16 protein-coding genes are annotated in these 18,379 nt (G+C 57.3%); 4 read left to right on the forward strand and 12 right to left on the reverse strand.

The genetic code is table 11. From position 1 onward, the window contains the following. Nucleotides 1–13: 13 nt before the first annotated feature. Nucleotides 14–1,261 (reverse strand): isocitrate dehydrogenase (NADP(+)), encoded by a 1,248-nt coding sequence (icd, locus tag VGL38_15395; protein HEY3296815.1) that lies wholly within the window; start codon nucleotides 1,259–1,261, stop codon nucleotides 14–16. 1,061 nt (nucleotides 1,262–2,322) lie between these two features. Here icd and VGL38_15400 point away from each other — a divergent pair. The 3 genes from VGL38_15400 (at nucleotide 2,323) to VGL38_15410 (ending at nucleotide 4,584) form a co-directional block, all read left to right on the forward strand. Continuing rightward, entirely contained in the window at nucleotides 2,323–2,976 is a 654-nt protein-coding gene (locus tag VGL38_15400; protein HEY3296816.1) for a fasciclin domain-containing protein, read from the forward strand. Nucleotides 2,977–3,334: 358 nt separating this feature from the next. Then, nucleotides 3,335–3,910, forward strand: a complete 576-nt coding sequence (locus tag VGL38_15405) for a fasciclin domain-containing protein (protein HEY3296817.1) — start codon at nucleotides 3,335–3,337, stop codon at nucleotides 3,908–3,910. 104 nt (nucleotides 3,911–4,014) lie between these two features. Beyond that, entirely contained in the window at nucleotides 4,015–4,584 is a 570-nt protein-coding gene (locus VGL38_15410; GenBank protein ID HEY3296818.1) for a fasciclin domain-containing protein, read from the forward strand. A gap of 521 nt (nucleotides 4,585–5,105) precedes the next feature. On the opposite strand, the gene VGL38_15415 is transcribed toward VGL38_15410, so the two are convergent. The 11 genes from VGL38_15415 to dapA all read right to left on the reverse strand — a co-directional run bounded on the left by VGL38_15415 (nucleotide 5,106) and on the right by dapA (nucleotide 16,707). Next, complete coding sequence (locus tag VGL38_15415) at nucleotides 5,106–5,894, reverse strand: abortive infection family protein (protein ID HEY3296819.1); 789 nt, start codon at nucleotides 5,892–5,894, stop codon at nucleotides 5,106–5,108. A gap of 119 nt (nucleotides 5,895–6,013) precedes the next feature. Beyond that, complete coding sequence (locus VGL38_15420) at nucleotides 6,014–6,733, reverse strand: hypothetical protein (protein ID HEY3296820.1); 720 nt, start codon at nucleotides 6,731–6,733, stop codon at nucleotides 6,014–6,016. Nucleotides 6,734–7,820: 1,087 nt separating this feature from the next. Continuing rightward, nucleotides 7,821–8,804, reverse strand: coding sequence for a 3,4-dihydroxyphenylacetate 2,3-dioxygenase (gene hpaD, locus VGL38_15425; GenBank protein HEY3296821.1), 984 nt, complete (start codon nucleotides 8,802–8,804; stop codon nucleotides 7,821–7,823). A 91-nt stretch (nucleotides 8,805–8,895) separates the two neighbouring features. Then, on the reverse strand, nucleotides 8,896–9,456 hold the full coding sequence (locus VGL38_15430; GenBank protein ID HEY3296822.1) for a flavin reductase family protein: 561 nt from the start codon (nucleotides 9,454–9,456) through the stop codon (nucleotides 8,896–8,898). Continuing rightward, nucleotides 9,453–10,967: a 4-hydroxyphenylacetate 3-monooxygenase, oxygenase component gene (gene hpaB / locus VGL38_15435; GenBank protein HEY3296823.1), complete on the reverse strand. Its 1,515-nt coding sequence runs from the start codon at nucleotides 10,965–10,967 to the stop codon at nucleotides 9,453–9,455. Before hpaB ends, VGL38_15430 begins: the two co-directional genes overlap by 4 nt. Nucleotides 10,968–11,543: 576 nt before the next feature. Then, entirely contained in the window at nucleotides 11,544–11,987 is a 444-nt protein-coding gene (locus tag VGL38_15440; GenBank protein ID HEY3296824.1) for a hypothetical protein, read from the reverse strand. Between the two features lie 35 nt (nucleotides 11,988–12,022). Beyond that, nucleotides 12,023–13,519: a 5-carboxymethyl-2-hydroxymuconate semialdehyde dehydrogenase gene (gene hpaE, locus VGL38_15445; GenBank protein ID HEY3296825.1), complete on the reverse strand. Its 1,497-nt coding sequence runs from the start codon at nucleotides 13,517–13,519 to the stop codon at nucleotides 12,023–12,025. 11 nt (nucleotides 13,520–13,530) lie between these two features. Continuing rightward, nucleotides 13,531–14,304, reverse strand: a complete 774-nt coding sequence (locus VGL38_15450; protein ID HEY3296826.1) for a fumarylacetoacetate hydrolase family protein — start codon at nucleotides 14,302–14,304, stop codon at nucleotides 13,531–13,533. 50 nt (nucleotides 14,305–14,354) lie between these two features. After that, nucleotides 14,355–14,894 (reverse strand): T9SS type A sorting domain-containing protein, encoded by a 540-nt coding sequence (locus tag VGL38_15455; GenBank protein HEY3296827.1) that lies wholly within the window; start codon nucleotides 14,892–14,894, stop codon nucleotides 14,355–14,357. An 11-nt stretch (nucleotides 14,895–14,905) separates the two neighbouring features. Continuing rightward, nucleotides 14,906–15,748 (reverse strand): hypothetical protein, encoded by an 843-nt coding sequence (locus VGL38_15460; GenBank protein ID HEY3296828.1) that lies wholly within the window; start codon nucleotides 15,746–15,748, stop codon nucleotides 14,906–14,908. Nucleotides 15,749–15,798: 50 nt separating this feature from the next. Further along, nucleotides 15,799–16,707, reverse strand: coding sequence for a 4-hydroxy-tetrahydrodipicolinate synthase (gene dapA, locus VGL38_15465; protein ID HEY3296829.1), 909 nt, complete (start codon nucleotides 16,705–16,707; stop codon nucleotides 15,799–15,801). Between the two features lie 298 nt (nucleotides 16,708–17,005). Here dapA and VGL38_15470 point away from each other — a divergent pair, with 298 nt between their 5' ends. Further along, nucleotides 17,006–18,379 carry an ammonia-forming cytochrome c nitrite reductase subunit c552 gene (locus VGL38_15470; protein HEY3296830.1) on the forward strand — a complete coding sequence of 458 codons (1,374 nt, stop codon included), beginning with the start codon at nucleotides 17,006–17,008 and terminating at the stop codon, nucleotides 18,377–18,379.

Raw genomic sequence — 18,379 nt, forward strand, 5'->3', positions numbered from 1 at the left:
CCGCCGGTCTGTTCTATATATGGCGGATAATTTCGTCCGCAAATTCGGACGTCTTCAGTTTCGTCGCGCCGTCCATCTGGCGGTGGAGGTCGTAGGTGACGCGCTTGGCGTCAATCGCTCCGGCGATCCCGCGATGGATGGCCTTGGCCACGTCGCCCCAGCCCAGATAATCGAACATCATCGCGCCGGAGAGAATCACCGAGCCCGGATTGATGACATCCTGGTCCGCATACTTGGGGGCCGTGCCGTGCGTGGCCTCAAAAACCGCGTAAAAATCGGAAATATTGGCGCCGGGAGCCATACCCAGACCGCCCACCTGCGCGGCGCAGGCATCCGACAGGTAGTCGCCATTCAGATTCGGCGTGCACAGCACCTGATATTCATCCGGGCGCAGCAGAACCTGCTGGAAAATGGAGTCGGCAATGCGGTCCTTGAGCAGGATCTTGCCCGCCGGGAGCTTGCCATTGTGCTTCGCCCACAGATCGTCTTCGGTGACGACCTGATCGGCGAATTCGGCGGCCGCGCACTCGTAACCCCACTCGCGGAACGCGCCTTCCGTAAACTTCATGATATTGCCCTTGTGCACCAGCGTCACGCTCGCCAGCTTGTGGTCAATCGCCCAGCGGAGCGCCTTGCGCACGATGCGGTACGTCCCGGTCTTCGAAATCGGCTTGATGCCGATGCCGCTGTCCAGGCGCACGGTCTTTCCCAGCTCTTTGATGACGTCGATGAGCTTCAGAGCTTCAGGAGAGCCGGCGGGCCATTCGATGCCGGCATAGACATCTTCCGTGTTCTCACGGAAGATGATTACATTCAACTTCTCCGGATGCTTGACCGGGGAAGGCACGCCCTGAAACCAGTTCACCGGACGCACACAGGCGTACAGGTCCAGAACCTGACGCAGCGTAACATTCAAAGAGCGGATGCCGCCGCCGATCGGAGTCGTCAGCGGACCTTTGATGGCAACGATGTACTTCTTGATCGCGGTCAGCGTATCTTCGGGCAGCCAGACGCCGTCGCCGTAGGTCTCCACGGCTTTCTCGCCTGCATAAACCTCGAACCATTCTACACGGCGCTTGCCGCCGAACGTCTTTGCAACGGCGGCGTCAAAGACCTTGCGGCTGGCTTTCCAAATGTCGCGACCGGTGCCGTCACCTTCAATAAATGGAATAATCGGATCATCGGGGACGTTAAGACGGTTACCCTCGATAGTAATCGGGTGCCCTTGAGTAGGAGGCACGAGCTTTTGGTAATCAGTCATGGTAGTGAATTGGAGAGCGTTAGGCTTATTTACCGGACCCGGAGCGGGAAACGGCAGGACATGGGAGAATTCTGAGGAGTCTGCGGATGGATAACGGGCGGTAAACAGCCTGAACCGGGCATGACCGGGCGGTCATGGGACCCGATGAGAAGAGGACCACCGACGGCCAGAAAGCACTCGATAGATCGAGTTGGCCGTCCTCAGGCTTGTTATCCAATTCTCGAAGATACTCAACTTTCCACCAAAAGTCAACCCCAATGTCCTTGGAAAAAAAACACCGACCATAGTCGGTGCTTTCAGCGCGCGTCCGAGGAGAAGAGAAGACGCTCAACCAAGAGAGATAGTGCCGGATGCCCCGATAACCGTGGTGACGACTCAAAGGTCGCTGCCCTCTAAATTGGGGATCACTGATGCAAAATAAAAAGAAGAAGGGAAGGCCTCGCGAAAACAAGGGTGCGGTGCGAGTCAACCGTGCCGTGGTGCGATACTAAGAAACCGTGCCTGATGCTGCGCAAAGAAACCGTGCTGGATGAGATGCTGGAAACCGTGCCGTCATCTTGTGCGAACCACAACACCGGGGAACAATCTAAGCAGGATGACGTTCTCCGGAGGCCTTCCTTCTTCTTTTCTATCACGCTCCGCCACCGGCCGATTGGTGCCGCGCAAGGCCGGGCAACGGAGGCTACCCGGAAGTATCCGGGAGGAGGAGTCATTGTCTGACTTAATGTATAGCAACCAGTATGCCAGCACAATATTTTACAAGTAAACAACAGCTTAGTATTATCTGACAAGTTAGAGATAGTGCAAGCCTTGCGTTGATCACGCCAGGTCTGCACAACGCTCTATTTCCACCCTCACTCCTCCGCTACTCCCAGAATCCGTCACGTCGTACGCAGATGCTGAATTACCATAGTGATCCCATGGCCTGCCGGTCTCCAGTTACCCAACAGAGCATTCTCCGGAACCTACGCAGAGATGTATCGTTGAAGGGGTGAAAATGGCGGCTAACTACGCCGCAATCTTTACAAGATGGTCCAATTCAATCGAGGAGAAGTCTTAGAATGAAACACCGCCTGTCGGTTCTCATTACCGTTGTCGCCTTCGCATTTGCCACGGTTGCCTTTGCCCAGACCGCGCCGGATTCGGTCAAGAAGGCAGAGCCCGCTATCAAGCATCACAAGGTTGAGGCGACGGAAAAATCGGGAATGGAGAAACCCGCCAAGCCCGGGAAGATGCAGGAAACCTTGCTGCAGCGCATCAACAGCGCAAAGTCTCTGTCGACCTTTGCTTCCCTGCTCAAAGAGGCCGATCTGGAAAAGACTCTCGAGGGACCCGGTGAGTATACGGTGTTTGCACCCAGCGATGAGGCCTTCAAGGCCTTGCCTGCCGAGACCATGAATTCGCTGAAGCAGGACAAAGCGAAGCTGGCTGATGTGCTGAAGAACCATATCGTGGCCGGCAAGCGGATCTCGCGCATGGAACTGGCAAAGATGAAGGGACAGAAAGTTACCGCCCAGAGCGGTCTGGCCTTGGCCATTGCCCAAACGGGTGGTAAGTGGATGATCGGCAATGCAGCCCTGAGCGGTGTGAACCTCAAGTCGACCAATGGACCGATTCACGAGGTCGATAGCGTCATCACCGCTGGCGAAGCAGCGGCAGCGCCAATGGAAAAGACGGTTCCGGATCACACGGGCGTGAAGGCAGATAAGAAGTAAGATCGATTTAGAAGCACGGCAATCTTGGCAAGGCCCCGGTCATTTCGACCGGGGCCATCATTTTGAACATCGCTTATATTAATCTTATTAATACTTTACGGCAATTAGTTGCACCAACTACCTCCGGAACTGCCATGCTCACGGAAAAGTAAAAAGGTTTGCTTGGTGTTACTCGAACGTGGCACCCGGCCAAGTTGTAACACTATTAGAGCGTCAGTTTAAGCAGGAGATATAAAAGATGAACCGCAGAACAGTTACTACCCTGGTTGTGATCGTGGCGATGCTTATAGGCAGCGGAATGCTTCTCGCGCAAGAGCGTGCGAACCGTAACCGTACTACGACGACAAGGACTGGGAGAATGAGCGAACGCACCATATGGGGCGTCGCGAAGAAGGATAGAGCACTGGGGCTGGACAAGTTTGCCAAGTGGGTGGACAAGGCCGGCATGGAAAACCGGCTGGACAGCAAAAAGGGTGAGTACACCGTATTCGCGCCCAACGACGCGGCGATCAACACTCTTTCCCCCACGGATAGCGCCTTCTTCTGGGCAAAGAATGACACGGCGATGTCCAATGCCGTGAAGTACCATGTGCTCAGCGGCCGCCGACTGATGGCATCCGACCTGATGCAGATGGACGGCCAGATGCTGACGATGGATAACGGCCTGCAGTTGCCCGTGAAGGTGACCAACGGCAAAGTGATGGTCGGCAATGCCAATGTCGTAGATGCCGATCATATGGCCAGCAATGGCGTCATTCACGTGGTGGATGCCGTACTGCTGATCAACAAGATGATGCCGATGACGAGCGGCAGCCCGACCTCGACGCAGCAGCGCGAACAGAACACTCCGATGTCCGCGCCCACTCCGATGGGCACGTATCCGGCTGACACGATGAACAGCATGGACACGATGCGGATGCCGCGCAACCGGTAACGGGTTGTGACGATGTTCCGCAAAGCATACAGAGCACAGCCCCGATCTCCATCCGGTCGGGGCTGTGTTATTACAGACCAGAGATGTTCAAGGAGGAAGTATTCATGAGAGCACGGATGATGGTCCCGCTGGCGATGGCACTGGCATTGCTATGCAGCACGATGATTGTGGCGCAGGATAAGGCCGGCCCGATGACGACCAAGGTGCCGACCAATACCGCACGGGCGAGTATTCTGACCACCGCGAAGAACGACAGCGTCATGGCGCTGTTTGTCAAGCACGTCAACAAAGCCGGCTTGGGCAGTACGCTCGATGCGAAGGGGCCGTACACGGTGTTCGCGCCGACGAACAGCGGCTTCAATGCCCGCACAAAGGAAGATATCGATGCCGAGCATGCGGACACGGCGGTGCTGAACAGCACGATGCGATATCACATTCTCAGCGGCAAGGCGCTGACGACATCGGACCTGATGAACATGAACGGTCAGATGCTGACGATGGACAATGGGATGCAGCTTCCGGTCATGGTGCAGGGACAGGTCATCCGGGTGGGCACGGCCACGCTCAGTGGGAGTGACATCCTGGCGACCAACGGCGTGATCCATGAGGTGGATCACGTGCTGATCCCCGGCAAGGAGATGCCGATGGGTACCCCGGTGCCGATGGGCAAATAGCGCGCTTTTCGAAGCCCTTTTTGAAGCCCTAACCTTTGGTTGGGGCTTTTCTTATGCGGTTATCTTTACACGGAATTTTATTTGGACCAAACGAACCCCTTTACCGTAGGAAAATACTGAAAATCTGAAGGGCTGAACGGCTGAAAAAAGGGCAAAAAAGCCCAAAAAACCGGGTGACAAAGGTGAGAAATTCATTCTTAGAAATTCATGATGCAAAGGGAAGAAGAGCTGCCCGCTTATGGGAGTAAGATAACTCTGGAAGGGAGGGAATACAAGGAAAATTATTCGAATGTTCAAGTACCGGTGCCTGCGGTGGTTGACAAGGAGGATTTGTGGACAAGGTGTGGCGGGAATGGTGTTTTGGAAGGGGTAAGTGGGACGTGCAGAATGGGGAAGGTTGGGGATTTGTGGGGAGGCGGGAGGGGGAAATCCCAAATCCCCCAAAATACAAAAGCGGCCTCATTACGGCGATGAAGGAAGGATAGGACTTACGGGCAAACATCACGGCACGAATCCGGATATCAAATCTTCGCCTCGTAAGTCTCCATGAGAAATGTTACGAGGGTGGCTGCGCTACCGACTACGAGCCGAGCATGACGCACTGAGACTCCGGATCGCTTGGTTCTGCCATGTCCTGTGCCATACAGGTTGCGTAATTCGTCAATACCGATAGCGACTTGACCCAAATTGCTGAGGACGCGGCGGACTGTATCAGCTCCTTTCGCGTTTACGGTGATCGCACTCGGATCAAGATCGAGCATCTTTTGAACACGCCGCAGAAGTTGCGGGAAATCATCTCCGCCCGGTTTTTCACCGCTACCTTCGATGATCACTTTCAGAACGCTCTCTACCAGTTCCTTTGCCGAACCAATTGCCTGCTCCGGGTCAGAATCAACGGCTTCTCTAATTCGCCGCAAATGGTGTGTTACGTCATGCGAATTGCGAATGGCTACCTTCTCGAGTGGTTCAAAGATCAGATCGGGGTCACCGAACAGGTAGCTTGCTTCGCTTGGATAATTCTCCTTGAGCCAGTCGCGCAGCTTGATGAAGTCAAGCATTGCGTCCACGACCTGAGCATCAGCCTTAATGAGCCCTTCCACAACGTCGAAAATACAAGACTTGTAGTCCTCGTCTCCGAAGAACATACTACGGAAGAGCCGTGGATGCTCATAGATGATCTTCTGGCCATGCGTTATATATGCGAGTTCATCCCATTCCGATTGGCTGAACGTGGCGTGGATGCACCGGACAATTGCCAGCACAAGCCTGTCGCGCTCTTTCTTTCCTGATTGCAGTTCGATCGCTTCCATATTGGGTTTGTCGGTTTTTCGGCGTGGCTGGTTAAGCTTTGCGCGTCCACTCGCCTGCTTCGGATCGATTGCAGTCCTTGTGCTCCAAAACGTTCGGGGCGATGATCTCGAAAAGGCCGTCAGATATGCGCATCTGACATAGGGTCAACAGCGGTATCTTCGTGGGCAAGCATCTTCTGTAGGGCGGGAGTCAAAATCAATCCGCCATCTTGCATGCCTTTGATTGTTGCCATCGCAACAATGGCTGCTGTACTCCGATACGCTACAAGCGCATCAGAAGCTATGTCGTCGTGTGGTTTCGAAAAGTAGTGAAGGTACTGCCTGCGAAGTTTCCGAATACGCGTAAATTCGGCCATATCGTCCTTAGTGATAACCTGGCGACTGCGGAGTTTGTTAACGCGTGTATCCTGCGGCCACTTCCCATAATCGATCTTTGCTTGTTTCTCTCCACTTACTGCGCGAATGAGGTCTGGGGTCTCGTTGAAGGGGACCCATTCAAGGAGGAAGATCGCCACCATTTCAGCGACAAAACCACACAGCGCAATCACCGAAAGGTAATTCCCGAGCATGAAGCTCGCCTTCGCATTCCGCATCGGCCAGTAGAATTTCTCAAGCACCACTGGAAGTCCGGGCACGACCGCAAAACGCGGGTTGTCGTCCCCGATCACGGCATACCGTTTCATGATACTGTCGGCATCAGAGCCGACACCGGGTGTGCATAAGAAATCCAAGAGCGTGTCGAACGGAAGTTTTCCGCTCTGCCTGATGTCCTCGGCGCCGCCAAGACCACCAATCTCAAACTGGCCAATCCATCCCGGAATTAGTTTGCCTTCAGCCACAGCATGTCCTTTCAGATTGAAACTACGTGAGGCCTATGGAGCGAGAGCGCGGACTGTCGTCCTGTACTACGACAGGGACGAAGGACCAGCCTCAATAGGTTGTGAGGTTCGTTCAATATACATATAGGGCAAGTCGTTGTCAAGGCTGGGAAGTGATGATGGTGTTACAAATTGATACTCCTTTTTGCAATATATATGTTTTGCGCGGTTATGGCGTGGAAGTGTAGGGAAATTGTACAGAAGGGAAGGAGTGAAGTGGTGGGTCGGCTGTCCGCTTTCGGTGAGATTGCGAAGCTGACAAGCGGCCATACATCGCAGGGAGAATTCACGTGGGCGCGGCAGGGGGGCTGAGGTCCTTCCATCGCTGTGCGATGTCAGGATGACAGGTGGAGTTGCGTGGGGTTGCGCGCGGGGTAAGGACACCCCGCGCGGCGAGGCCGTGTGTGATCGGGCTCTTGTGTTGGCTGTCCGCCTTTGGCGAGATCTCGTTTCGCGGATAAGCGGCCATACACAGTGCGGAGAAATCACGTGGGCGCGGCAGGTGGGCTGAGGTCCTTCCATCGCGGTGCGATGTCAGGATGACAGGCGGGGTTGCGCGGCGACGGTGCGAGAACATTGGCGGGGGACTCTGGAGAGTCCTCACTGCGCTTTGAGAGTTGAGAATTTCGGGCGGGCGAGGGCGCCCGCCTCGGCGGAGAGAAGATGCGCGAGGGGGGACGGTATCTGGCTCAAATACGAAATCGCGGCGGGGGACAAAGAAAACGCCCGCACAGGCGGGCGGTGACGTGATCCTTGCGCGCGATCAGGTCTCATTTGTGTCCACGGTTCGGAATCGTTTGGGTCACGGTTGTCTTCGGACTCTGTGCGGCACTCTCTTTGGTGGTGAACCTGCCGGTTCCGCAATCGCGGACTTCTTTTCTGCTACTCGATCCAGCCATGATGGTTCTTCCTTTCCGATTCATACAAGGGGTTCATGTATGCTGCGGCGCACGTGGGCGCACACACAGGTGCGCCCCTACGATCGGACGGTGGCTCCTTCCCTTTCACCTTCATTCGAAAGGCTGGGATTCGGTATGTGATGCGGAGATCAGGTTACGAATTCCGGTCTATCCTTCAGAGGCGGAGAAGACACAGGGAGAAGCTCGTGGGTGCGGATGTCCTCGACGAAGGATGCTTCATCAAACCAGGACTTGGGGGGGATGTGGCCCCAGAAGGTGGCGCGGCGGGGATCGGACAGGCTCCAGCGGACGGGGGGCATATCCCAATCACTCAGCAGATAATCACTGGTGAAGAGTTCGATGCGGTTGCCGTCGGGATCGCGCACATAGAGAAAGAAGGCATTGGAAATGCCGTGGCGTCCGGGACCGCGCTCGATGGACGACGCATAGCCCATGGACGCGAGCACATCGCAGGCGGTAAGAATGCTGGTGCGGTCATAGACCCAGAAGCCGATGTGATGCAGGCGCGGGCCGACGCCGTTCATGAGCGCGATGTCATGGACATTCTGTTTGCGATGCAGCCACGCGGCCCAGATTTTTTCGGGCTGATCATCGGTGGCGGTGTATTCGGAGCAGTGGAAGTTCAGCCGTTTGGTGTACCAGTCATAGCCCTTCTGCACGTCGGTGACCTGACAGTTGAAATGATCGAGACGCATGACGGACGCGCCGCGATATTTGTGGAAGTGCTGGATCTGCCAGTCGCGGCGGGTGTGCTTGTGGAAGAACTCGATGGGAATGCCGTTGGGATCCTGAATGCGCAGCGCTCTCCCCTGCCCCGGCTCGCCGTCGGGATTGACCCAGACCGTGGGGAGTTCATCTTCTGCGGCGATCTGCTGGAGCGCGTCGAGGTCGGTCTCCTTTTCCACGCGGAAGGCGACATGGGACAGGCCGGGGCTCTCGGCTTTGCGGAGCACGAAGCTGAAGAGGTCCCGCTCTTCCATGCCGCCGAGGAAGAGCGCGTCCTGGGTCTCGCGGGTGACAAGAAAGCCTAACGTCTCCACATAGAAATGCCGCGCGGCTTCCAGATCGGTGACGCGGTACTCGGCATGGGCGGAACGGAGGATGGTGGGCATTTGATCCTAAACTATAAATTATAAATTAAAAATGAAAAAGGAAGAACCGATCCGCATTCCTTTTTGGTTTTTGATTTTTCATTTTGTAAAACTACCACGGATCATAAAAAATGTGGGCAGGGCCTTCGGCAAGGTCATCGCGACCGGGGGCCAGCAGACCGCCGCCTTCAAGCCGGACATAGCGCCCGCGAAAATAGAGCAGCGGGCGGTCGGGGTTCGTGCCCTGAAACAGGCCGACCACGGTGCCGATGACAATCCAATGGTCGCCGCCTTCAAGCAGCTCCGCCGTCTCGCAGCCGATGGCCGCCAGCGCTCCCTCCAGCCGCACCCCGCCCGCCCAGGTGACAAAGCGGATCTCGGGCATGACTTCGGGCCGGCGGTTGGCCCCTGCAAAATGGTTGCTGACGCGCGACTGGTCCTCCCGCAGCACATTCACCGTGAAGGGCACGCCGGGTTTGAGCAGCACGGCCATCTTCGCCTTCTTGGCCACGCAGATGATGATCTGCATGGGGTTCAGGGAGAGCGACGTCACGGCATTGGCGGTCATGCCGTGAATCTCCTCGCCGATCTCGGCGGTAATTACGGTGACTCCCGTGGGCAACAGGCCGACGGTATCCTGATAGCGCCGGGCATCGAGGCCTTGTGGACTCATATGCGGATAGAGGTCTCCAGCAGGGAAACTTCACCTTGCTTGTCGGAAGGAGCTTCGCTCTGCGCTTCGTCCTTGCCGCGCGCGAGAAACTCCCGCACCAGATCCATGTAGGGCCGGCGATCGTGGGCATTGAAGACGGCACTGGACATGCGCACCGGATCGCCGAAGAAATAGTATTCATACAGAACCTGCCGCGTGGCAAAGGCGGACAGGCTGGCGTCCCACGCGAGACGGAAGAGCGGAATGCGTTCCCAGGCATCGGCGCGCGCCGACTGGAAGTAGCGTTTGATATCCACGGCGAGGGGTCCTGTAACGTCGGCCTCGGTCGGCATGGACACCAGACCGCTGGCCCCGAGTTGCTGAATGATCTGAATCAGGCGGCCATAGGTTTTGGGGAAGAAGTTCCGCGCGGCGTCCAGCGGATTCCAGGCGGGACGCATCACGCCGTAGCTATCGAGCGCGGCATCCTCTTCGGCAGCGCGCAGGAAGGCCTTGAGGGATTCGAGGGTCACCCAAATGTCGGACACCTTCTCGTGGATGTGCTGGAACTTCTCGACGCCGATAGCATCCACCATCAGCGAAGCCAGACCCAGCAGGAATTCCGTCTTGGCGATATTCTTGACGACCACCTGATGAGACATGTGCATCACCGAGCCGGTAGCGGCGTAGGCGCGATTGCAGCGGTCCACGTCGCGATAGAGGAACACGCGCTCCCACGGCACGAAGACGTCTTCGAACAGCACCACGGCATCCTGCTCTTCGAAGCGCGCGGCGAGAGGATGATCGTACACGCTGCGGCCATAGTCCACGGTCTCGCGGCAGAGGAACTTGAGTCCCGGCGTGGCGCAGGGGATGGCGAAGCCGAAAGCGTAGGGTGCATCATCGGGGTTGCTGGTAAGCAGCGTGGACGGAAAGACCATGATCTCATCGGCGGAAGGCAGCGTGGCCAGCATGCGCGCGCCGCGGATGATGATGCCGTCGTCGCGTTCTTCCTTTACCCGCGCGCCGAGGAAGGGATCGGCCTGCTGGGCGACTCCCGCACCGCGATTGGCCTGCGGATGAATCAGCGTGTGCGTCAGGCAGAGATCGTTCTCCCGAATGTGATGATGGTAGCGGCGGATATTCTCAGCAAAGCGCGGATCCTGTTCCCCCAGGAAATCTGCACCGCCGGCGTAGGCGGAGATTGCGCGGTTGAGATAGTCCGGCGAGCGCCCCATCATTCCCATGCTGAAGTTCGCCCAGTGCTTCATCATGCGGCTGATGCTCTTCAACTCATCTTTAGTGCGCGGGATCATGAAGGAGCGGCCCACCTTGTCGCCGGTGGCCGGCGACTCGAAGAGCATTTCGGAAGGGTGCTCCCATTGCAGATCGTAGAGCGCCGCGAGGCTGTGCACGCCGTTGGCAAAACCGGGTGCGGTCGTGACGTCCTTCACCCTTTCTCCCCGGTGCCAGATTTCCGCCGGGTTCTCGCGCAGCCTTCGCAGAACGTCCGCGCCATGTCGTGCTGGCATAAATATTCTCCTTCAGTTCGCCGTTAAGCTTATTGCATGTGTATTTGCATTAGCGATATGATATGCAGACATAGTTTGGCAGACGGGCACGGCATGGCCCTTCGGCCACCCCCCTGAATCCCCCCACTGAAGTGGGGGGAACACAGAACCCCTATCCCCTACGGCCGATTCCATGCCTCGATTTGATGGTGTCACAGACCTCTCTCCTTGCCATTGTCGTGCAGGAGAGGGTTAAGGTCTGCCGCAACCTTCCCGTGTTGCTTATTGCCGGGATCATAGCGGGCGGGCGGACCGTTATTCCCTTTTGATTGTGCCGGCAGACCCCCATCCCCCCGGCCCCCTTTCCCCATGAAATAGGGAAAGGGGGAGCGGAAGAGCCGGGCACAATCCTTCTATGTGCCGGGCATGCGAAATCTTAAGACGCATGCCGCGGCGAAGCGTGGGGGCACAGCAACGCGTAGAGTCGTGCGCACTTACCGTGTATGAGTTGACTCATTCCTGCCTCTTTCGACCCCGATGAATCGGGGGGCTACCAAGATGGTAGAGATGAATCGGGGCTGCCAACGGTTATGGGCCCTAGTAATCGAAGGTCACGGTGATGCCGTCGCTCACTTCCAGACCCGTAAGGATCAGATCGGGGAAGGGCAGCCAGCGCGCAAGATCCACGGTGATGTCATTGCCATCCACGGTGACGGGCTGGCCCTTCAAGGCCTCCTGAATAAGGCCGGAGGTCAGATGGGACATCAAATCTATAGGCGTCTCGCCGAGAATGCCCGCGTGATTCAGAGTCAGCTTGAGCCGTGTACCATGGACCTCGAAGCCGGTGAGTTCAAGATCGAAGGCCGGGATCAGGGGAATATCATGTTCGACATGCACCGTGATGCGGTTGAAGTCAAGATGAATGTCCTTGGGTTCGACGCGGGCGGTGCGCCCCATCGGCAACTGCACACCCTTGAGGGGATTGTAGCGTTCCAGCGTGCGCCTGATGAAATCTTCCGACACGCGAATTTCATTCAGCATGGTATTCCCTCGCGATAATGACGTTGAAGCGCTCGTCAGCCGATTTTGGGAATGGGATGATCTGTCAAGGGGACCTGAACAGTCTTGGTCTCCATATAGAATTCTTCGAAGCTCCATCGGCCACCTTCGCGGCCAATGCCGCTGAACTTGCTGCCGCCGAAGGGAGTGCGCAGATCGCGCACGTTATGGGAATTGATCCACACCATGCCGCATTCGAGACTCTGCGCCACGCGGTGAGCGCGCGTCACGTTTCCTGTCCAGATATAGCCTGCAAGGCCGTAGCGCACATCATTGGCCAGGCGGATGGCTTCGGCTTCATCGGCAAAGGGCATAACGACCAGTACCGGGCCGAAGATCTCCTCCTGGGCAATGCGCATGCTGTTGCGCACGTTGGCGATCAGCGTGGGAGCGAAGTAGTTGCCTTTGGCAAGGGATGAAGGATGAAGGATGAAGGATGAAGCCGGGCGGTCTCCGCCGACGAGGATTTCGGCGCCTTCTTCGCGGGCAACGTCCATGTAGCTGCGGACGCGGGACCAGTGCTCGGGGTGAATCAAAGGGCCGATTTCAGTGGTAGGATCATTCGGATCACCAATGCGGATTTGGGCGACGCGTTCAGCGAGCCGTTCCACAAAGCGATCATAGATGCTCTGTTCGAGCAACAGCCGTGAGGCGGCGGTGCAGCGCTCGCCGTTCAGGCTGTAGACCTGCCAGAGGGCAGCGTCGAGGGCCCGGTCCAGATCGGCATCGGCAAAAATGATATTGGGTGATTTGCCGCCGAGTTCCATGCTGTAACGCTTGAGGGTATCGGCGCCGTTCTTGATAATCAGTTGTCCGGTGGTGGTTTCGCCGGTGAAGGAGATAAGCTGTACAGCGGGATGGGCCACCAGCGGCGCGCCGGCGGTTTCGCCGAAGCCGTGCACCAGATTGAAGACTCCGGGCGGCAGATCGGCTTCCAGAATGATCTTGGCCAGCTTGTCGGCAGAGAGCGGCGACCATTCGGCGGGCTTCAACACTACCGTATTTCCCGAGGCCAAGGCCGGCGCGACCTTCCACGTCTCCAACATGAACGGTGTGTTCCACGGGGTGATCAAACCCGCAACGCCGATAGGCCGATGCACCGTGTAGTTGATCCACTCTCCGGTCACACTGTACGCGTCGCCATGAAACAGCGAAAGCTGATCGGCAAAGAAATAAAAATTGTCCGCCGCCCGGGGGATAGCCTGACCGGAAACCTGACTGCGGGGAATGCCGGTATCTTCGATTTCCAGTTCGGCGATTTCGGCGGCGTGTTTGATAATCAGATCACCGATTTGCCGCACCTTGCGGGCTCGCTCGAGCACCGGCATGCGGGACCAGACGCCGCTGTCAAACGCCTTCCGCGCGGCTTTGACGGCGCGGTCCACGTCGGCAGGCTGGCCGCTGGCGCAGCGGCCGATGACCTCATTGGTGAGCGGAGTGAGAACGTCAAAGACTCCGCCGTCTACGGAGTCTTCAAAGCGATTGCCGATGAAGTGCTGGATTCGGTGGCTCATGCGGGATCCAATCAGGATTTAGTGGGAAAGCGGTACGCCGTTTCCGGGCCGCGTGCTATGGGATTTTGCAGCACGCCGATGCCTTCAATCTCCATCCGCATCGTGTCTTCTACGTAAACATGGGAAATCCCCTTCGGGGTTCCCGTCCAAATCTGGTCGCCGGGCTCGAGCGTCATAATCATGGAGGCGTACTCGATCATCTCTTCGAGAGAGTAGATCAGGTCGCGGGTATTGCCCTGCTGCCGCAGTTCCCCATTGACATAGGCGCGCAGTTCGACGTTGTGCGGATCGGGAGCTTCATCGGGAGTCACCATCCACGGCCCGACGGGACCGAAGGTGTCCCAGCCTTTGCCGATGAGCGGCGGTCGGAAGTAGTTCCCGATGTAGTCCCGCACCGTGACATCATTGCCCACAGTATAGCCCGCCACCACATCCAGCGCATGCTCCGCCTTCACATAGCGGCAGCGCCGGCCAATGATGGCCACCAGTTCTGCCTCATAGTGCATAAACTGGCTCCACGGCGGCATCAGTACCGTTCCCATGTGGCCGATGAGAGAGGTTTGGGGCTTGAGAAAGATGGCCGGCAATTCCGGCTCGGCCAGCTTCAATTCCGCCGCATGGTCGCGGAAGTTCAGCGCAATACCAATCACTTTAGACGGCACGCTGGGTGGCAGCCACACCACGCTTTCTTCGTGATAATAACTTCCATCCGTCGCGATGAGCCAGTGATCTTCGCAGTGGCCGTCCAAGATGCGGCCAGCCGCCGCCCAGCGTGCAAGTTTCATGGCAAAAACCAAAATGTTAAAATGCCAAAAAGCCAAAATGTAATGGCGGACTATTTCAACAGGACGGCCCGGCGAATCTCCGTGAAGCCGGGGGCAGACATACGGATCAGATACAGCCCGGACGCATGTTTGTCCGCGTTCCATTGAATGGCATGCTCGCCGACGCTGAAATTCTGATCGGCAAGGGTTTCTACAAGCTGCCCTTCCACGTTGAACACCTTGAGGGTTACGCGCGCCGCGCTGGGGACCTCAAAGCGAATCTCTGTGGCGGGGTTGAAGGGATTGGGATAGTTCTGGCGCAAACTGAAGCTCCTGGGCAGCGACGGCGGCGGATCACCCACGGCTGACGGGGCAGATGCCCGGGTGGTGTACCAGAACCCCGCCGAATCGGCATAGGAAGCGCCGGTGGACACGCTGATAATGGGTTGACCGACGGTGCCCCTGATCTGGTAACTGGCGCCGAGCATGCTGCTGGCGCCATTAGCTACTGCGCTGCTGGGAATGGCATATTGCTGTGCCATGGCCGCCGAGGCGAGCATCAGAGCCAGCAATACCACAAGGGGCAGCCCTTTGTGTGTATGACGAAGCATAGCGGCTCTCCTTAACGGGCTTTTTCGACAGACTTTTGCGGGTGGTGGCTGCGCATGGCGGCAGCGGTTGCCGCTGCAGCGGTGGCCGGATACCATGTGGCGGTTGTACCGGCATACCAGAAGTGGTCAGCGGTATCCTGGCCTTCGAGCATCTGGCCATTCAGGTAGAAGGTGTAGGTTCCGGCCGCCGCAACGGGAACGACCGTTTGCACGGGGAGCGTCACATCCTGATACTGGGTCGGTTCATCGGTGGCAATCAGGTAAGTTGAAATCATGTCGTAGTCGGGGCCTTGGCCCGTGGCGGTCGTGTCATGCGTGACTTGCACCCGGTCTGAGGTCCCCTGCACGTGGTTGATCTGCAGCCACGCGGTGGAATGCACAACCACATACCCTGGGCCGGGGCAGTATAAGGTCAATTGCTCGTCCTCATAATTTGTCCATCCCGTGCTAATGGTCGTTGTGGCGCTGGAACTCACAAACCCCATCACCGGCGCATTCAGGCTGTAGGGAGAAGCCGTCAGCAGCGTACGGGGCGAAAGTTCCGCGCCGCCGGCCACTGCGACGCCAAGGAACAGCGGCTTATCGAAGGCCTTGGTGATGGGCACCACAGATCCGAGTACGACATTGAAAATGCCGTGGCTGACAGCGGTTAACTGGGCTTCGGTCCAGAGGGCGGTGCCGCCGCTCAGGGTGTCATAGAGAGACAGAGTCAAATCGTAGTTGCCGTCGGGAACCACCACGCCGGAGGCATTGGTGAGGACTCCCTGATAGCTGATCTTCTGAGGGACCGCGGCGAATGCGGCGCCCGCCACTACCAAACTGATAACCATCATTACCATCATCGTGCGTTTCATCGAGCATTCTCCCGACCGGAAATCCGGTCACCTTTGGTTAAGATCAAACGTCATACCTTCGAGCCCATACTGTTCGTTGTAGTCAACAAGTGATACGCGGACATGACATCCCGCAGTTTCTTTTCGTTATCGTCACTCATCGGGGCCAGCGGCAGGCGCACTTCGGGGCTGATTTTGCCCATCCAGCCGAGCGCGGTCTTGACGGGCACCGGATTGATTTCGAGGAACACGGCGTCGTTGATCGGCAGCAATTGGAAGTGCAGGGCACGCGCCTCCTCCCATTTGCCGGCCTTAGTCAGATCATACAGCCGCGCCACCTCGGTGGGTAGCACATTGGCCGTAGCACTGACATAGCCCGCGCCGCCGATAGCCAGAATGGGAAAGCATAGCAACTCGATTCCGGAGTAGACCAGAAAATCGCTGCCCATGCGGTAGATCAGGCGGTTGATGTGCTCGAAATCCTTGTTGGATTCCTTGACGCCGATAATATGGGGACAGAGATCCCGCAGCCGCGCCAGGGTGTCCACTTCAAGGTTCACCGCCGTGCGTCCGGGAATATTGTAGAGAATGACGGGCAGCCCGACCTGCGAGGCCACGGCTTTGAAGTATTGAAACAGCCCCTCCTGCGAAGGGCGCGAATAATACGGAGTGATGATCAGCAGGGCATCCGCGCCGAGTTTCTGGGCGTGATGCGAAAACAGCAAAGTCTCTTCAAGATTGTTCGAGCCCGTACCCGGGACAAAGGGCACGCGTCCGGCAATCGCTTCTTTGGCGACGTCAAACACCCGCAGCCGCTCGGGATGCGACAGGGACGAGGGCTCGCCCGTGGTGCCGGTCACGGAGATGCCATGCGAGCCGCTCCGAATCTGCCAGTCAATCAATTGGGCGAGGCCGTCCTCATCCAGCCTTCCATCCCGGAAGGGCGTGACCATGGGGACAATAGAACCCGTGGGTTTCATATTATAAGTGAAACAGTCTCCGTGTCATAGACGCGGGGCGGGGGTGAGGCAATTCATTCACGACAGGACAGAGAGCGGCATATCACACAGCAACAGCGACTGTTAATTGAATGCATCGGCAAAAGAAGATGTTCCGGCTTGAACAATCCACATCTAATTGTATCAACCATTCCTGAGAAGCATCTATTCGGAGTAGCTGTTTTCACTTGCGTTTAATAGTTATTAGCGTTATCTTTCACAACTTTTTAGCCGAACTATGGCTACAGAATCTGCTCTTTAAGTCACCCACGAGATGCTTATGCGCACATCCCTCCGCAATACTGTTGTTCTGATCGGCAGTGTTGTCCTCACGATCATTATCGCCGCTTTGCTGGTCAACATTTTTCAGCACAAGCAGGAAGCCCGGCTGACCTACGTCCACGTGACACAGGTTCAGCCCGGAGATCCCAACTCCGACAACTGGGGGCCGAATTTTCCGCGCGAGTATGACCTGTACAAGCGCACCATGACCACAACCACCTTTACCGAGTACAGCAAGTACGGACGGTATGGAGGCAGTGAGAACTACTCGCGGCTGGACAAGTACCCGAATCTGCGGCGGATGTTTGCGGGGTATCCGTTCTCGGTGCAGTATACCGAGGAGCGCGGCCACATGCATGCGCTGGAGGATATGCTGGCCAGCCAGCGATTAGGAGACAAGAAGCCCGGGCCATGCATCACCTGCAAGAGCCCTCAGGTGCCGCAGTTTATCGAAAAGTACGGCGCGGAGCGGCTGTATCATACTCCGGTGAAGACCTTGGTGGACTCGGCGGGCTTCAAGTTCACCATTGGCTGCGCCGACTGCCACAATGCGGAGACCATGGCGCTGACCGTGCGCCGCCCGGCCTTTATCGAAGCCATGGCCAAGCGGGGAATTGATGTCAAGAATGCCACGCATTCGGAGATGCGGATCTATGTGTGTGCGCAGTGCCACGTGGAGTACTACTGGCCGAAGGAGACGCTGTATTTGACGTTTCCGTGGGCCAAGGGGACCGTGGTAGACAGCATCGAAGCGTATTACGACTCGCTGCATTTTAAGGACTGGATCCATGGCGAGACGGGCGCACCGATGATTAAGATGCAGCATCCTGAGTTCGAGATTTTCACGTCGGGGATTCATTACCGCGCGGGGGTGAGTTGCCCGGATTGCCATATGCCGTATATCCGCGAGGGCGCGACGAAGATCACCGACCATTGGATCCGGACGCCGCTGGCGCATATTCAAACCTCCTGCCAGACGTGCCACCGCGAATCCGAAGAGGAACTGCGCAGTCGGGTGTTCCAGATTCAGGACCGGACCTTCTCCGAGTTGAAGCGGGCGGAGAATGCGATTATCGCCGCGATGGACGGGATTAAAGCGGCAATGGCGATGGGAGCGACGGATGCGGAGTTGGATGTGCCGCGGGCACTGCACCGCCGGGCACAGATGCGTTGGGACTTTGTCAACGCGGAAAACAGCATGGGCTTCCACAGTGGACAGGAGACGGCGCGGGTGCTGGGCGACGCCACCGACTTTGGCCGGCAGGCGGAACTGGCGGCGTTTCGGGTGCTGATCGCGCACGGCGGCAGCGCCGTGCCGCCGCCCCAGCCACAGGGCACGCCGATTCCATCCACCACACCTACCCGACACTGA

This window comes from bacterium, from assembly GCA_036504735.1.
Lineage (GTDB): Bacteria > Electryoneota > RPQS01 > RPQS01 > RPQS01 > DASXUQ01.

What these genes read in the sequence shown, in the direction of transcription:
- icd (HEY3296815.1), bottom strand. Translation starts at nt 1,261, where the DNA reads ATGACTGATTACCAAAAGCTCGTGCCTCCTACTCAAGGGCACCCGATT.
- VGL38_15400 (HEY3296816.1), top strand. Translation starts at nt 2,323, where the DNA reads ATGAAACACCGCCTGTCGGTTCTCATTACCGTTGTCGCCTTCGCATTT.
- VGL38_15405 (HEY3296817.1), top strand. Translation starts at nt 3,335, where the DNA reads ATGAGCGAACGCACCATATGGGGCGTCGCGAAGAAGGATAGAGCACTG.
- VGL38_15410 (HEY3296818.1), top strand. Translation starts at nt 4,015, where the DNA reads ATGAGAGCACGGATGATGGTCCCGCTGGCGATGGCACTGGCATTGCTA.
- VGL38_15415 (HEY3296819.1), bottom strand. Translation starts at nt 5,894, where the DNA reads ATGGAAGCGATCGAACTGCAATCAGGAAAGAAAGAGCGCGACAGGCTT.
- hpaD (HEY3296821.1), bottom strand. Translation starts at nt 8,804, where the DNA reads ATGCCCACCATCCTCCGTTCCGCCCATGCCGAGTACCGCGTCACCGAT.
- VGL38_15430 (HEY3296822.1), bottom strand. Translation starts at nt 9,456, where the DNA reads ATGAGTCCACAAGGCCTCGATGCCCGGCGCTATCAGGATACCGTCGGC.
- hpaB (HEY3296823.1), bottom strand. Translation starts at nt 10,967, where the DNA reads ATGCCAGCACGACATGGCGCGGACGTTCTGCGAAGGCTGCGCGAGAAC.
- VGL38_15440 (HEY3296824.1), bottom strand. Translation starts at nt 11,987, where the DNA reads ATGCTGAATGAAATTCGCGTGTCGGAAGATTTCATCAGGCGCACGCTG.
- hpaE (HEY3296825.1), bottom strand. Translation starts at nt 13,519, where the DNA reads ATGAGCCACCGAATCCAGCACTTCATCGGCAATCGCTTTGAAGACTCC.
- VGL38_15450 (HEY3296826.1), bottom strand. Translation starts at nt 14,304, where the DNA reads ATGAAACTTGCACGCTGGGCGGCGGCTGGCCGCATCTTGGACGGCCAC.
- VGL38_15455 (HEY3296827.1), bottom strand. Translation starts at nt 14,894, where the DNA reads ATGCTTCGTCATACACACAAAGGGCTGCCCCTTGTGGTATTGCTGGCT.
- VGL38_15460 (HEY3296828.1), bottom strand. Translation starts at nt 15,748, where the DNA reads ATGAAACGCACGATGATGGTAATGATGGTTATCAGTTTGGTAGTGGCG.
- dapA (HEY3296829.1), bottom strand. Translation starts at nt 16,707, where the DNA reads ATGAAACCCACGGGTTCTATTGTCCCCATGGTCACGCCCTTCCGGGAT.
- VGL38_15470 (HEY3296830.1), top strand. Translation starts at nt 17,006, where the DNA reads ATGCGCACATCCCTCCGCAATACTGTTGTTCTGATCGGCAGTGTTGTC.